17 protein-coding genes are annotated in these 13,523 nt (G+C 53.9%); 4 read left to right on the forward strand and 13 right to left on the reverse strand.

All coding sequences use genetic code 11. The features are described 5' to 3' along the window. The 9 genes from ACOTY9_RS19025 to fkpA form a co-directional block, all read right to left on the reverse strand. Nucleotides 1-194: GTP-binding protein (locus ACOTY9_RS19025; protein ID WP_004929415.1), on the reverse strand; the 194-nt coding region annotated here is incomplete at its 3' end. A 69-nt stretch (nucleotides 195-263) separates the two neighbouring features. Next, nucleotides 264-2,378 (reverse strand): elongation factor G, encoded by a 2,115-nt coding sequence (gene fusA / locus ACOTY9_RS19030; RefSeq protein ID WP_014885485.1) that lies wholly within the window; start codon nucleotides 2,376-2,378, stop codon nucleotides 264-266. A 96-nt stretch (nucleotides 2,379-2,474) separates the two neighbouring features. Beyond that, nucleotides 2,475-2,945 carry a 30S ribosomal protein S7 gene (gene rpsG, locus ACOTY9_RS19035; RefSeq protein WP_003861706.1) on the reverse strand — a complete coding sequence of 157 codons (471 nt, stop codon included), beginning with the start codon at nucleotides 2,943-2,945 and terminating at the stop codon, nucleotides 2,475-2,477. Nucleotides 2,946-3,041: 96 nt separating this feature from the next. Next, on the reverse strand, nucleotides 3,042-3,416 hold the full coding sequence (gene rpsL, locus ACOTY9_RS19040; RefSeq protein WP_000246815.1) for a 30S ribosomal protein S12: 375 nt from the start codon (nucleotides 3,414-3,416) through the stop codon (nucleotides 3,042-3,044). 124 nt (nucleotides 3,417-3,540) lie between these two features. Next, complete coding sequence (gene tusB / locus ACOTY9_RS19045; RefSeq protein ID WP_014885486.1) at nucleotides 3,541-3,828, reverse strand: sulfurtransferase complex subunit TusB; 288 nt, start codon at nucleotides 3,826-3,828, stop codon at nucleotides 3,541-3,543. A gap of 7 nt (nucleotides 3,829-3,835) precedes the next feature. After that, nucleotides 3,836-4,195, reverse strand: coding sequence for a sulfurtransferase complex subunit TusC (gene tusC / locus ACOTY9_RS19050; RefSeq protein ID WP_047343533.1), 360 nt, complete (start codon nucleotides 4,193-4,195; stop codon nucleotides 3,836-3,838). Next, entirely contained in the window at nucleotides 4,195-4,581 is a 387-nt protein-coding gene (gene tusD, locus ACOTY9_RS19055; protein ID WP_047027060.1) for a sulfurtransferase complex subunit TusD, read from the reverse strand. Before tusD ends, tusC begins: the two co-directional genes overlap by 1 nt. Continuing rightward, nucleotides 4,581-5,303, reverse strand: coding sequence for a helix-turn-helix transcriptional regulator (locus tag ACOTY9_RS19060; RefSeq protein WP_014885489.1), 723 nt, complete (start codon nucleotides 5,301-5,303; stop codon nucleotides 4,581-4,583). Before ACOTY9_RS19060 ends, tusD begins: the two co-directional genes overlap by 1 nt. Nucleotides 5,304-5,468: 165 nt before the next feature. Continuing rightward, nucleotides 5,469-6,290, reverse strand: coding sequence for an FKBP-type peptidyl-prolyl cis-trans isomerase (fkpA, locus tag ACOTY9_RS19065; protein ID WP_047027061.1), 822 nt, complete (start codon nucleotides 6,288-6,290; stop codon nucleotides 5,469-5,471). Nucleotides 6,291-6,527: 237 nt separating this feature from the next. Between fkpA and ACOTY9_RS19070 the strand changes: the two genes are divergently transcribed. Further along, complete coding sequence (locus ACOTY9_RS19070) at nucleotides 6,528-6,746, forward strand: protein SlyX (RefSeq protein WP_008503009.1); 219 nt, start codon at nucleotides 6,528-6,530, stop codon at nucleotides 6,744-6,746. Nucleotides 6,747-6,797: 51 nt separating this feature from the next. Here the strand turns inward: ACOTY9_RS19070 and slyD are convergent, their stop codons facing one another. The 4 genes from slyD to kefG form a co-directional block, all read right to left on the reverse strand. After that, complete coding sequence (gene slyD / locus ACOTY9_RS19075) at nucleotides 6,798-7,388, reverse strand: peptidylprolyl isomerase (RefSeq protein WP_014885491.1); 591 nt, start codon at nucleotides 7,386-7,388, stop codon at nucleotides 6,798-6,800. A gap of 94 nt (nucleotides 7,389-7,482) precedes the next feature. Beyond that, nucleotides 7,483-7,683: a YheV family putative zinc ribbon protein gene (locus tag ACOTY9_RS19080; RefSeq protein ID WP_003861689.1), complete on the reverse strand. Its 201-nt coding sequence runs from the start codon at nucleotides 7,681-7,683 to the stop codon at nucleotides 7,483-7,485. 13 nt (nucleotides 7,684-7,696) lie between these two features. Next, nucleotides 7,697-9,502, reverse strand: coding sequence for a glutathione-regulated potassium-efflux system protein KefB (kefB, locus tag ACOTY9_RS19085; protein WP_014885492.1), 1,806 nt, complete (start codon nucleotides 9,500-9,502; stop codon nucleotides 7,697-7,699). After that, nucleotides 9,502-10,056 carry a glutathione-regulated potassium-efflux system ancillary protein KefG gene (gene kefG / locus ACOTY9_RS19090; protein ID WP_021242220.1) on the reverse strand — a complete coding sequence of 185 codons (555 nt, stop codon included), beginning with the start codon at nucleotides 10,054-10,056 and terminating at the stop codon, nucleotides 9,502-9,504. Before kefG ends, kefB begins: the two co-directional genes overlap by 1 nt. 135 nt (nucleotides 10,057-10,191) lie before the next feature. Between kefG and ACOTY9_RS19095 the strand changes: the two genes are divergently transcribed. The 3 genes from ACOTY9_RS19095 (at nucleotide 10,192) to ACOTY9_RS19105 (ending at nucleotide 13,484) form a co-directional block, all read left to right on the forward strand. Next, a complete protein-coding gene (locus tag ACOTY9_RS19095) occupies nucleotides 10,192-12,096 on the forward strand; it encodes an ABC transporter ATP-binding protein (RefSeq protein WP_023331460.1) in 1,905 nt (634 codons plus the stop codon). Nucleotides 12,097-12,111: 15 nt separating this feature from the next. Further along, complete coding sequence (locus ACOTY9_RS19100) at nucleotides 12,112-13,053, forward strand: LysR family transcriptional regulator (RefSeq protein ID WP_023331461.1); 942 nt, start codon at nucleotides 12,112-12,114, stop codon at nucleotides 13,051-13,053. A 224-nt stretch (nucleotides 13,054-13,277) separates the two neighbouring features. After that, complete coding sequence (locus ACOTY9_RS19105; RefSeq protein ID WP_023331462.1) at nucleotides 13,278-13,484, forward strand: DUF4926 domain-containing protein; 207 nt, start codon at nucleotides 13,278-13,280, stop codon at nucleotides 13,482-13,484. Nucleotides 13,485-13,523 lie beyond the last annotated feature (39 nt).

Raw genomic sequence — 13,523 nt, forward strand, 5'->3', positions numbered from 1 at the left:
GTGTTGATGGTGATACCACGAGCTTTTTCTTCTGGTGCGTTATCGATCTGGTCGAATGCACGAGCAGAACCACCGTAGGTTTTAGCCAGAACGGTAGTGATTGCAGCAGTCAGGGTAGTTTTACCATGGTCAACGTGGCCGATAGTACCAACGTTAACGTGCGGTTTTGTACGTTCAAATTTTTCTTTAGACACGGCTATATTCCTTACTATAGTGCTCTCCCCTTCGGAGAGAGCACGGGACTTAGGTTTTAATCCTGTGGATTACTTACCACGGGCTTCAATAACGGCCTGAGCAACGTTGTTAGGCGCATCATCATACTTCAGGAATTCCATGGTGTATGATGCACGACCTTTGGTCAGAGAACGCAGCTGAGTTGCATATCCGAACATTTCAGACAGCGGAACTTCAGCGTGGATCTTAACGCCAGTTACTTCAGATTCCTGACCACGCAGCATACCGCGACGACGGCTCAAGTCACCGATAACGTCACCGGTGTTCTCTTCAGGAGTTTCTACTTCAACCTTCATGATTGGCTCAAGCAGAACTGGTTTTGCTTTCTTAAAGCCTTCTTTAAAGGCAATAGACGCAGCCAGTTTAAACGCCAGTTCAGAGGAGTCAACGTCGTGGTAAGAACCGAAGTGCAGACGGATACCCATGTCAACAACTGGGTAGCCAGCCAGAGGGCCCGCTTTCAGCTGTTCCTGGATGCCTTTATCAACGGCTGGGATGTATTCGCCAGGAATTACACCACCTTTGATGTCGTTGATGAACTCGTAACCTTTCGGGTTAGAGCCCGGCTCCAGTGGGTACATGTCGATCACAACGTGACCGTACTGACCGCGACCACCAGACTGCTTAGCGTGTTTACCTTCAACATCGGTAACTTTCGCGCGAATCGCTTCGCGGTAAGCAACCTGAGGTTTACCCACGTTCGCTTCAACGTTGAATTCACGCTTCATACGGTCAACGATGATGTCCAGGTGCAGTTCACCCATACCAGCGATGATGGTCTGGTTAGATTCTTCATCAGTCCATACGCGGAATGATGGGTCTTCTTTCGCCAGACGGCCCAGAGCCAGACCCATTTTTTCCTGGTCAGCTTTGGTTTTTGGTTCAACCGCGATGGAGATTACCGGCTCTGGGAATTCCATACGCTCCAGAATGATCGGGTGATCCGGGTCACACAGGGTGTCACCAGTGGTCACGTCTTTCAGACCGATAGCTGCAGCGATGTCGCCCGCACGAACTTCTTTGATCTCTTCACGTTTGTTAGCGTGCATCTGTACGATACGGCCAAAACGCTCACGCGCCGCTTTCACGGAGTTCAGGATGGTGTCACCGGAGTTAACCACACCAGAGTAAACGCGGAAGAAGGTCAGGTTACCCACGAATGGGTCGGTAGCAATTTTGAACGCCAGTGCAGAGAACGGCTCGTCGTCGCTTGCGTGACGCTCAGCCGGAGTATCTTTACCGTCGTCCAGGATGCCGTTGATCGCAGGAACGTCAACCGGGGATGGCAGGTAGTCAACTACCGCATCCAGCATCGCCTGAACACCTTTGTTCTTGAACGCAGAACCACAGGTTACCAGGATGATTTCGTTGTTCAGAACACGCTGACGCAGAGCTTTTTTGATCTCTTCTTCAGTCAGTTCTTCACCACCCAGGTATTTCTCCATCAGCTCTTCAGAAGCTTCAGCAGCGGATTCGATCAGGTTCTGGTGCCATTCGTCAGCCAGGTCCTGCATCTCAGCCGGGATGTCTTCGTATTCGAAGGTCACGCCCTGGTCTGCGTCGTTCCAGTTGATGGCTTTCATTTTCACCAGGTCGATAACGCCGGTGAAGCCTTCTTCAGCACCAATTGCCAGCTGCAGCGGAACAGGGTTCGCGCCCAGACGGGTTTTGATCTGACCAACAACTTTCAGGAAGTTAGCACCCATACGGTCCATTTTGTTAACGAACGCGATGCGTGGAACTTTATATTTGTTCGCCTGACGCCATACGGTTTCAGACTGTGGCTGAACACCACCAACTGCGCAATAAACCATTACCGCGCCGTCGAGCACACGCATGGAACGTTCTACTTCGATGGTGAAGTCAACGTGCCCTGGGGTGTCGATGATGTTTACGCGATGCGGTTCGTACTGCTTAGCCATACCTGACCAGAATGCAGTAGTCGCTGCGGAGGTGATAGTGATACCACGCTCCTGCTCCTGTTCCATCCAGTCCATGGTGGCTGCGCCGTCATGAACTTCACCGATTTTATGGTTTACACCGGTGTAGAACAGAATACGTTCGGTAGTAGTGGTCTTACCGGCGTCGATGTGCGCACTGATACCGATGTTACGGTAGCGTGCGATGGGTGTTGTACGAGCCATTTGATTCCTCGTTTGTTTCTTTAGGCGTTCAGTTAAGTTACCCAGAGCGGGCGGCTTCTCTGAAGCGCCCGCCTGGTGACTAATACTCCGAAGGGATTACCAACGGTAGTGTGCGAACGCCTTGTTGGCTTCTGCCATACGGTGAACGTCTTCACGTTTCTTAACTGCAGTACCTTTGTTTTCTGCAGCATCAGAAAGTTCGTTCGCCAGACGCAGAGCCATGGATTTATCACCGCGTTTACGAGCAGCTTCAACGATCCAACGCATTGCCAGAGCATTACGACGAACCGGACGAACTTCAACTGGAACCTGATAAGTAGAACCACCAACGCGGCGGGACTTAACTTCTACAGTTGGGCGAACGTTGTCGAGAGCGACTTCGAAAGCTTCCAGTTCATTTTTACCAGAACGCTGAGCCAGGGTCTCAAGCGCGCTGTATACGATGGCTTCTGCAGTAGATTTTTTACCATCTACCATCAGGATATTTACAAATTTTGCCAGCAGTTCTGATCCGAACTTCGGATCTGGAAGAATTTTACGCTGACCAATGACGCGACGACGTGGCATGGGAATACTCCGTTGTTAATTCAGGATTGTCCAAAACTCTACGAGTTTAGTTTGACATTAAGATAAATCAGTTTGGCCTTACTTAACGGAGAACCATTAAGCCTTAGGACGCTTCACGCCGTACTTGGAGCGAGCCTGCTTACGGTCTTTAACACCTGAGCAGTCCAGCGCACCACGAACGGTGTGGTAACGAACACCCGGAAGGTCTTTAACACGACCGCCACGGATCAGGATCACGGAGTGCTCCTGCAGGTTGTGACCTTCACCACCGATGTAGGAAGTCACTTCGAAACCGTTAGTCAAACGCACACGGCATACTTTACGCAGTGCGGAGTTTGGTTTTTTAGGAGTGGTGGTATATACACGAGTACATACACCACGTTTCTGCGGGCAGGCTTCCAGCGCAGGCACGTTGCTCTTTGCAACTTTGCGTGCGCGTGGTTTGCGTACCAGCTGGTTAACTGTTGCCATTAAATAGCTCCTGGTTTTAGCTTTTGCTTCGTAAACACGTAATAAAACGACCTCATACAATATGAGGACGCGAAATTTTAGGGCTACGTCGAAAAGGTGTCAAGAAATATACAGCGATCTCGGATCACCAGTTCATTTGACTGGCGTGCGTCACAGTAAGATTGACGAAATCAGTATAGCCAACCACGTCAATTTTGGCTGAAATTTGACCAGAAAGACCTCGCGCGTCCAGATCGTCCTTCAGCGCAGAGACTGTTATGGGGGCATTCGTGAGAATTTCAACGAAACGGCTGCCTTCAAGCGCCGCGAGCACGCCGTCCTGAATGAGCAGCAAATCATCACCTTCGCGCAGCATGCTCAACAGTGTGTCGATATCACATTGCCACGGTGAGTGGCTCAGAATATGGAGCATGGTGGCCTCAGAACGTCAAAACGGTGTCGTAGTGGGAAAGGTGTTCACGCAGATCAGAGGAAGGTAAGATCGTCACATCCAGCACAAAAGACGACTTATCACTCAAACCGCGCGCCGTTAAGGAGTCGGCACAGACATAGCAGGTTTCGATATCGTACAGCGGCAGCACTTTGAAGGTTGCGATGTAATCGCGCGCCAGGATGGCCTGCGGCTTTTGGCCCGCGAGCAGTTGAAACACCCCGTCCCCCAGAAAGAAGACGCCGATATCTTCTGTTAATGCCGATGTCGCAAGTAACGCATCCAGCCCTTCGCGGCCCGAGGCGCTACCGTGCGGTGCAGAAGTAAAAACAAATGCCACGCGCTTCATCAGAATTGCACCACTCTGTCGCAGATTAACGCCGCCTGAGCCAGCGCGCCCAGACCACTTAACGAAAAGCCAGGCTGAAGGTTAGCGCCCGATAACCCCAGGCGATCGGCTTCGGTTGCATCCGTCACGCCGCGACGCAGTGCCGCCGCCACGCAGATGTTCAGCTCAACGCCCTGCTTTTCATTTAACGCCTGCCACGCGCGGACCAGATCAAACTCATCGCTCGCCGGTGACGTAAACTGGTTCGCGTTATACACCCCTTCCCGATAGAAAAAGACGCTCGCCAGTTCATGTCCGGCCGCCAGTAGCGCATGCGCAAACTGCAGCGCGCTGCTGGCCTGCTGAGTGCCGTACGCCGGGCCTGTCACCATTAACGCAAAACGCATTACTTATCTTGCCCTACGAAGTCGCCACTTTTGAACTGGCGGATGTAGAGGTAGACCGTATGCTTGGAGATATTCAGACGATCGGCCACCTGGTTAATGGCGTCTTTGATATCAAAAATCCCTTTCTCGTAGAGATTGAGTACGATCTGACGATTCTTGGCATTGTTCGAGACGTTGCGATCGGCATTCACCTCTTCAATCGTAAACTCAAGCGTTTGAGTCACCAGATCTTCTACGGAGGAGGCAAAGTTAACGGAAGAGCCAACGTCTGGCGTTTCAGGCGGAATAAAGGTGCTCATGATCTGCGAGAAAGGCACATCAAGGTTCATGTTGATGCACAGCAGCCCAATCACACGATGTTCGCGGTTTCGAATCGCGATAGTTTCTGATTTCATCAGCACGCCGCTTTTGGCGCGGGTGAAATAACATTTGGAGACGCTGCTGTCCGCGCCGGTCATGTCATGCAACATACGCAGTGCAAGGTCGGTGATTGGCGAACCAATTTTACGGCCGGTATGCTCACCATTAGCAATGCGGATGGCGGAACACTTCAGATCTTGCAGGGAGTGCAATACGATTTCGCAGTGGGAACCAATGAGCATCGCTAACCCGTCCACCACCGCCTCATAGGATTTAAGAATATCGAAGTCGGTCTGGTCAAAAGGACGTTGATCCAGCAAATCAAGTTCACTGGTTTCGTTGGTTAAAAGCGACCTGGACATGAAAAAAACACTCCTTTTCAGGAGCCTGTCGTTAGGTTTTCAGGGCAGGCTCATTATCTACACGGACAACTAAATTAATACAGCGTACCAGACGCTTTCCAGTGTTAATTATATCTGCCCCGCAATAAAAAAACCGCCGCCTTAAAGGCGGCGGTTTTCATTACATTACTTCTTAGTGTCTGTCGCAGCTTTCTGATCTGCCTGCGCTTCCGGTTTCGCATCCGCTTTCGGTGCTGGTTTAATGTCCAGCAGCTCTACGTCGAAGACCAGCGTGGAGTTAGCCGGGATACCCGGAACGCCCGTTTTGCCGTAGGCCAGATCCGGTGGAATAACCAGCTTGATCTTGCCGCCTTTCTTGATGTTTTTCAGGCCTTCAGTCCAGCCAGGAATCACACCGTCCAGACGGAAGGAGAGCGGCTCACCGCGGGTGTAAGAGTTATCGAACTCTTTACCGTCGATCAGCGTACCTTTGTAGTTTACGACAACAGTATCGCTGTCTTTCGGCGCATCGCCGGTACCTTCTTTCTCAACTTTGTACACCAGGCCAGTAGAGGAGGTCTTCACACCCTTCTCTTTAGCAAAGGTATCGCGGTAGGCTTTGCCTTTCGCTTCGTTGTCTTTCGCGTCCGCTTCCATCTTGGTCTGAGCGGCACCCTTCACGCGTGCTTCGAACGCCTGCAGCGTCTGCTCAATTTCCTGGTCAGACAGCTTGCTCTTATCCGCAAATGCGTCTTGTACGCCTGCGATCAGCTGGGCTTTATCCAGTTTGATGCCCAGTTTCTCTTGTTCTTTCAGAGAGTTTTCCATGTAACGACCCAGAGATGCGCCCAGTGCGTAGGCGGATTTCTGGTCGTCATTTTTGAACGCCGCTTTGCTGTCTGCAGTGGCAGCAGGCTTCGCAGCAGTATCAGCAGCGAATGACAGCGGCGCGTTCAGCGCAACAGCCATCGTCGTCGCCAGCAGCGTTACTTTAAACAGTGATTTCATCCATATCTCCAGGGCCTGGGGACTCTCACCCCAGCGTTAAACGTAAATGAGTGACGTACTATAAAACGTTGCAGAAGAAATCTACAGACAGACACTCCCAATTCTCACCACTTTTCAGACTATTTTTGTTTAAATAAGTTTCTTGCCAGCGGGATAGAGACTGCACTTAAGGATAAACTCAGTTAAACTGCGCCGCCGCTGGACCATCAGGTAAATCAGACATAAACGAGGTGAATGATGAAGGATACAACGATAGAAGCGAGAATGGCTGAGCTGGAAAGCCGCCTGGCTTTTCAGGACATCACCATCGAAGAACTAAACCAGACCGTCACAGCACATGAACTCGAAATGGCGAAGCTGCGGGATCACATGCGTCTGCTGACGGAAAAGCTAAAGGCAACGCAGCCGTCAAACATTGCCTCTCAGTCTGAAGAGACACCACCACCTCATTATTGAGGCGTAAAAAAAGCGGGGTTCCCCCGCTTTTTTATTTTCCGCTTAGCGGAATTAGTGGCAACCGCAGCCGCCGTTACCGCAACCACCTTTGCCATGGTCATGACCATGGTCGTGATCGTGGCCGTGACCACCGCAGCAGCCGTCGTGGCCGTGATCGTGGTCATGGTCGTGACCGTGCGCACCGTGAACGTGGCCATGAGCCAGCTCTTCTTCGGTCGCTTCACGGATCGCAACAACTTCTACGTTGAACTTCAGGTTCTGGCCAGCCAGCATGTGGTTGCCGTCAACCACAACGTGGTCGTCTTCAACTTCAGTGATTTCAACAGGCACCGGACCCTGGTCAGTTTCAGCCAGGAAGCGCATGCCAACCTGCAGTTCGTCAACGCCCATGAACACGTCTTTAGGAACGCGCTGAACCAGGTTGTCGTCATACTGACCGTAAGCGTCGTTCGCGCCGACAGCAACGTCGAATTTGTCGCCAACTTCATGACCTTCCAGCGCAGTTTCCAGGCCAGAAATCAGGGAACCGTGGCCATGCAGGTAGTCCAGCGGCGCACTCACCGGAGACTCATCAACCAACACACCGTCTTCTGTACGTACCTGATAGGCCAGGCTGACCACCAGGTCTTTTGCTACTTTCATGATATCTCCTGAGCGTGGGAAAATTGCTGGCGCAGATTGTAGCGGAAATCTGCACCCGTGTACCCTTTAGCTTAAAAAAACTCAGGGCATATCGCTAGTCCGGATGAAAAATGCCGATCACTTGCTCTTCTTTGCGAACATGATCGCGGGCCTCTTTATCGGCCTCACGCATCTGGTGACCACACTTAACACACTCAACGATATCAATATTATTTTCTCGCCACATCGCCAGAGTATCTTGCGCCTGGCAGGACGGGCATTTTGCACCTGCGATAAAGCGTTTACGGACAGCCATCTTTCGTTACCCTTTATTCAAATTCATCCCAGCCATCAAGCTGGCGTCGTTCCTGTTGCATCTCTCGCTGGAAGATCTCCTCCAGCTCGCGACGCGCTTCCCGCACGCGGGAGATCTGCGCCGTGTCGGTATGTACCGGCATCAGTTCGCGCAGCATTCGCATATCCAGCCGACGGAAGTGCATCTGGGCACGTTGCGCCTGATGAGGATGCATACCCAGCGAGATCAACGCCTTACGGCCTAACTCCAGCGCACTGGAGAACGTCTCACGGGAGAAGTGTTTCACACCCGCCTGCAACAATTCGTGAGCTTCAACACGTCCCCGGGCACGCGCCAGTATATGCAGGTGCGGGAAGTGCTGTTGACACAGCTCCACCAGTTTCATCGTGTCTTCCGGATCGTTACAGGTGATCACGATGGACTCGGCGGCCTCAGCGCCCGCCGAGCGCAGCAGCTCAAGCTGGGTCGCGTCGCCGTAATAAACCTTGTAGCCATATTTACGCATCAGGTTAACCGCACTGATATCGCGTTCCAGCACCGTAATGCGCATCTTATTCGCCATCAACAGGCGACCAATCACCTGCCCGAAGCGGCCAAAGCCCACCACTATCACCTGGGGTTTATCGTCTTCTACCCATGGCGCTTCATCTTCATCGTCCGTCGGGTTTAAGCGGCGCGACAGCAGTTTATCCACCAGCTTCATCAGCAGCGGCGTGGTCATCATCGACAGCGTCACCGTCACCAGCAGCAGCGCCATCTGATCGTCCTTAAACAGCTTCTGAGAGGACGCGGCGGAAAACAGCACAAACGCGAACTCTCCCCCCTGGCTTAACACGCTGGCAAACTGCATGCGTTCCGAACTGCGCAACCCGTAAATACGCGCCATGACGTACAGCACCAGCATTTTCACCGCCACCAGGATGGCGACGCTGACCACAACCCAGAGCAGATGGGTATAAAGTACACCGAGATTGAGCGCCATCCCCACCGAAATAAAGAACAACCCTAGCAGCAGCCCTTTGAAGGGATCGATGGCAATTTCCAGCTCGTGACGATACTCGCTCTCCGCCAGCAGCACCCCGGCGATAAAAGTACCCAGCGCCATTGATAGCCCCAGCGCGTCCATAAACAGCGCCGAGCCAAGCACCAGCAACAGCGTCGCAGCGGTAAACACTTCACGCACGCCCGATGCGGCAATAAAGCGGAACACCGGACGCAACAGGAAGCGTCCGCCAATCAGCATGCCCGCAAAAGCCAGCACCTTCATGGAAATCTTTGCCCAGTCGAAGCTATCGTCGCCAGAACCCGCCAGCAGCGGCACCAGCGCCAGCGCCGGGATCACCGCTAAATCCTGAAACAGCAGCACCGAAAAGCCCAGTTGCCCGGCTTCATTGCGGTTCATCCCTTTGTCGCGCATCAGCTGCAACGCCATCGCCGTCGACGACATGGCGAGACCAATCCCGCCTATCACCGCGGCCTGCCATGAAAAGTGGGTCAGCATTAGCAGGCCAGCCAGAATCGCGGCGCTGAACAACACCTGCGCGGCACCCACGCCAAAGATAGAGCGTCGGAGCTGCCACAATTTAGAGGGGTTCAGTTCCAGACCGATGATGAACATCAGGAACACCACGCCTAGCTCGGAGAAATGGAGAATTTCATCCACATCGCTGATGAATCCCAGTCCCCAGGGACCAATGGCGATCCCCGCGAGCAAATATCCCAGTACCGCACCGATGCCGAGACGGGCGGCAAGCGGAACCGCGACGACGGCCGCAAATAAAAACAGTACCCCGGCGAGGAGCAAATTCGATCCTTCCATTAACGACCTCCTGCCGGAATCGGCGATGCCAGCCACTCGCCATAAGCTCTGGCGTGGCTGGCCAGTTCTTTCGGATCCTGACGCCGCGCCCAGTAGACAATGATCGGGCTCATCCAGTGCATACGGCACATCGCCGCCGTCAGCTCGAATGGCCGCAGGATATCGCTCATCGGATAACGGTTCAGCCCGTCGTGACGGTAAGCACTTTCGGGTTCACCGGTGGTGATCACGCTACGCCAGTACTTTCCCGCCAGCTGGTTTCCCCCCACCCCACTGGAGAAGCCGCGGCTCAGCACGCGGTCCAGCCACTCTTTCAGCAGTGCCGGACAGCTATAGGTATAAAGCGGGTGCTGGAACACAATCACGTCATGCTGACGCAGCAGTTCCTGCTCGTACGGAATATCAATAAAGAAATCAGGATAGTGCGCGTAGAGATCGTGCACCGTAACGTTACTGAGCTGTGTGGCCGGCTTAAGCAGCACCCGGTTCGCCACCGAGTCCTGAGATTCCGGATGGGCATACAGCAGCAGCACTTTCGCTGTCTGAGACATCATTCCCCTCCCGGTCGTGTTTCTGTTTTTGTGTATCGTTGTTGTTTTGGGCTACCATGGCGGCCCGGTGCGGAAAATGGCCCACACCTTACATTATCATAATGACAAATTAACATAGTCGGAACATACGGCGCTTCTATGATTGTTTTCTCCTCGTTACAAATTCGTCGCGGCGTGCGCGTTCTGCTCGATAACGCCACTGCTACCATCAACCCGGGCCAAAAAGTGGGTCTGGTCGGCAAAAACGGCTGTGGCAAATCCACGCTGCTGGCGCTGCTGAAAAACGAGATTAGCGCGGATGGCGGAAGCTTTACTTATCCGGGAAACTGGCAGCTCGCCTGGGTGAACCAGGAGACGCCTGCCCTGAGCGAACCGGCCCTCGACTATGTTATCGACGGCGACCGTGAATACCGCAAACTCGAAGCGGAACTCCACGCCGCCAACGAGCGCAACGACGGTCACGCCATCGCCACCGTTCATGGCAAGCTGGACGCCATCGACGCGTGGACCATTCGCTCCCGCGCCTCCAGCCTGCTGCACGGCCTGGGCTTCAGCAATGAACAGCTGGAACGCCCGGTCAGCGACTTCTCCGGCGGCTGGCGTATGCGCCTCAACCTGGCGCAGGCGCTGATCTGCCGTTCTGATCTTTTGCTACTCGATGAACCGACTAACCACCTCGATCTCGATGCGGTTATTTGGCTGGAGAAGTGGCTTAAGAGCTATCAGGGCACTCTGATTCTGATCTCCCACGACCGCGACTTCCTCGATCCGGTGGTGGATAAAATCATTCATATCGAACAGCAAACGATGTTCGAATATACCGGCAACTACAGCTCTTTCGAGCGCCAGCGCGCGACGCGCCTGGCCCAGCAGCAGGCGATGTACGAAAGCCAGCAGCAGCGCGTGGCGCACCTGCAAAGCTTTGTGGATCGCTTTAAGGCCAAAGCCTCTAAAGCCAAGCAGGCCCAGAGCCGCATCAAGATGCTGGAACGCATGGAGATGATTGCCCCGGCGCACGTCGATAACCCGTTCCACTTCAATTTCCGCGAACCAGAAAGCCTGCCGAATCCGCTGCTGAAAATGGAAAAAGTGAGCGCGGGCTATGGCGATCGCATTATTCTCGACTCCATCAAACTCAACCTGGTGCCGGGCTCACGTATCGGTCTGCTGGGGCGTAACGGCGCCGGTAAATCAACGCTAATCAAACTCCTGGCGGGCGAACTTAACCCGGTCAGCGGCGAAATCGGCCTGGCGAAAGGCATTAAGCTTGGCTATTTCGCTCAGCATCAGCTGGAATTTTTACGCGCGGATGAATCGCCTATCCAGCACCTTGCGCGTCTGGCACCGCAGGAAATGGAGCAGAAGCTGCGCGATTACCTCGGCGGCTTCGGCTTCCAGGGCGATAAAGTCACCGAAAACACAGAGCGTTTCTCCGGCGGTGAAAAAGCCCGCCTGGTACTGGCGCTGATCGTCTGGCAGCGCCCGAACCTGCTACTGCTCGATGAACCGACCAACCACCTGGATCTCGACATGCGTCAGGCGCTGACCGAAGCGCTGATTGAGTTCGAAGGCGCGCTGGTGGTGGTCTCGCACGATCGTCACCTGATCCGCTCCACCACAGACGATCTCTACCTGGTGCATGATGGCAAAGTTGAACCGTTCGACGGCGATCTGGAAGACTACCAGCAGTGGCTGACGGACGTGCAGAAGCAGGAAAACCAGCCGGACGAGTCGGCGAAAGACAACGCCAACAGCGCGCAGGCGCGTAAAGACCAGAAGCGTCGCGAAGCGGAGCTGCGCACTCAGACTCAGCCGCTGCGTAAAGAGATTGCCCGTCTGGAAAAAGAGATGGAGAAGCTCAACGCCACGCTTGCCACCGTTGAAGAGAAGCTAGGCGACAGCGGCCTGTACGATCAAAGCCGTAAAGCGGAGCTGACGGATTGCCTGCAAACGCAGGCAAAGACCAAATCGAGCCTCGAAGCGTGCGAAATGGCGTGGCTGGACGCGCAGGAACAGCTGGAAGCGATGCTGCAGGCCGACTAACACACCGGGAGGGTTATGCGTTTCGATACCACGAGCGAGATTACATTCCGCAAACTCAGCATCTTCATGACCTTCATGGAGAAAGGGAATATCGCCCGTACCGCCGAAACGCTCGGGCTGAGCGGTGTCAGTGTGCACCGCGCGCTGCACACGCTGGAAGAGAACGTGCGCTGCCCGCTTTTTACCCACAAGGGGCGCAATCTGATTGCGCTGCCTTCCGCCTGGACGCTGCTGGAATATTGCCAGGAAGTCATGCAGGTGATGGAGCGCGGGCTGGAAGAGTCGCGCAAAATCGCCGGTATCGGCCAGGGTCGGTTGCGCGTCGGTACGCTCTACTCGCTCACCCTGGAAACCGTACCGCGCCTGATTATGGGCATGAAATTACGCCGTCCGGATCTGGAGATGGATCTGACGATGGGCTCTAACGACACGTTGCTACACATGCTGGACGAAGGGTCGCTGGACGCCATATTGATCTCCATCTCCGAAAGCGATATCGACCGTAACAGCCTCGAAGTGCTGCCCCTGTTTCACGACGACATTTTCCTTGCCGCGCCCGCGTCCGCCACGCTGAACGCCCATGGGCCAGCGGATCTTCGTGATTACAAACATCAGAAATTTGTCTCGCTGGCAGAAGGGTTTGCGACCTACGCCGGGTTTCAGGAGGCGTTTCATATCGCCGGATTCGAACCGGAGATCGTCACTCGCGTGAATGACATTTTCTCAATGCTGAGCCTGGTGCAGGCGGGGGTCGGCTTTACGCTGATGCCGGGGAGGATGAAGAAAGTGTATGAGAACTCGGTGCAGCTACTGAAGCTGGCGGAACCGTACCAGATGCAGCAGTTGATTGCGATTGTCTTTGCCCGCAACCGCGAGCAGGATCCGAGCCTCCGCGCACTGGCCGCCGAAGGGCGGATGTATGCGCGAAGCCTCACAGCAGATGCCTCGGCCCCGTAAGCCTGGTGCTTTCTCCCTGTTCCAGGGTTCACTAAAGCTGAACGCCACGCGATGCACTGAAATGGCGAGCGTATTTTACGAACTGGATTACCTGGAATATGAACCGTGTCCCCGTTATCAACATCTCCCCCTCCCAAGCAACGGAACGGCGTTTAGTTGGATATATGAACCAGATGCTCGTCGTTCCATGCATGACGACGATTTTTGTTAAGTGAGTACAGCCGATGATAAGAGAAGAGTTTGAGGTGGTTGTGTTAGCGGAAGATTTGCCGGTGGAAGGGTTAACTAAAGGCATGCTGGGTGCCATAGTATTAGTACATGAAAAACCCCATCTGGCTTATATGGTTGAATTTGTTGATGATGATGGGCGAACTATTGCAATGCCTTCACTGTTACCCAGCCAGGTGGCAGATTATATCCAACCGAAGTGAGAGGCAGGTACAATGGGGGAAGTGCTCAACAGAAACTGA

It is taken from the genome of Enterobacter cloacae complex sp. SHL012 (assembly GCF_049237505.1).
Lineage (GTDB): Bacteria > Pseudomonadota > Gammaproteobacteria > Enterobacterales > Enterobacteriaceae > Enterobacter > Enterobacter kobei.

Excerpts from the sequence above, each read along its gene's own strand:
- fusA (WP_014885485.1), bottom strand. The coding sequence starts at position 2,378 with ATGGCTCGTACAACACCCATCGCACGCTACCGTAACATCGGTATCAGT.
- rpsG (WP_003861706.1), bottom strand. The coding sequence starts at position 2,945 with ATGCCACGTCGTCGCGTCATTGGTCAGCGTAAAATTCTTCCAGATCCG.
- rpsL (WP_000246815.1), bottom strand. The coding sequence starts at position 3,416 with ATGGCAACAGTTAACCAGCTGGTACGCAAACCACGCGCACGCAAAGTT.
- tusB (WP_014885486.1), bottom strand. The coding sequence starts at position 3,828 with ATGCTCCATATTCTGAGCCACTCACCGTGGCAATGTGATATCGACACA.
- tusC (WP_047343533.1), bottom strand. The coding sequence starts at position 4,195 with ATGAAGCGCGTGGCATTTGTTTTTACTTCTGCACCGCACGGTAGCGCC.
- tusD (WP_047027060.1), bottom strand. The coding sequence starts at position 4,581 with ATGCGTTTTGCGTTAATGGTGACAGGCCCGGCGTACGGCACTCAGCAG.
- ACOTY9_RS19060 (WP_014885489.1), bottom strand. The coding sequence starts at position 5,303 with ATGTCCAGGTCGCTTTTAACCAACGAAACCAGTGAACTTGATTTGCTG.
- fkpA (WP_047027061.1), bottom strand. The coding sequence starts at position 6,290 with ATGAAATCACTGTTTAAAGTAACGCTGCTGGCGACGACGATGGCTGTT.
- ACOTY9_RS19070 (WP_008503009.1), top strand. The coding sequence starts at position 6,528 with ATGAAGGATACAACGATAGAAGCGAGAATGGCTGAGCTGGAAAGCCGC.
- slyD (WP_014885491.1), bottom strand. The coding sequence starts at position 7,388 with ATGAAAGTAGCAAAAGACCTGGTGGTCAGCCTGGCCTATCAGGTACGT.
- ACOTY9_RS19080 (WP_003861689.1), bottom strand. The coding sequence starts at position 7,683 with ATGGCTGTCCGTAAACGCTTTATCGCAGGTGCAAAATGCCCGTCCTGC.
- kefB (WP_014885492.1), bottom strand. The coding sequence starts at position 9,502 with ATGGAAGGATCGAATTTGCTCCTCGCCGGGGTACTGTTTTTATTTGCG.
- kefG (WP_021242220.1), bottom strand. The coding sequence starts at position 10,056 with ATGATGTCTCAGACAGCGAAAGTGCTGCTGCTGTATGCCCATCCGGAA.
- ACOTY9_RS19095 (WP_023331460.1), top strand. The coding sequence starts at position 10,192 with ATGATTGTTTTCTCCTCGTTACAAATTCGTCGCGGCGTGCGCGTTCTG.
- ACOTY9_RS19100 (WP_023331461.1), top strand. The coding sequence starts at position 12,112 with ATGCGTTTCGATACCACGAGCGAGATTACATTCCGCAAACTCAGCATC.
- ACOTY9_RS19105 (WP_023331462.1), top strand. The coding sequence starts at position 13,278 with ATGATAAGAGAAGAGTTTGAGGTGGTTGTGTTAGCGGAAGATTTGCCG.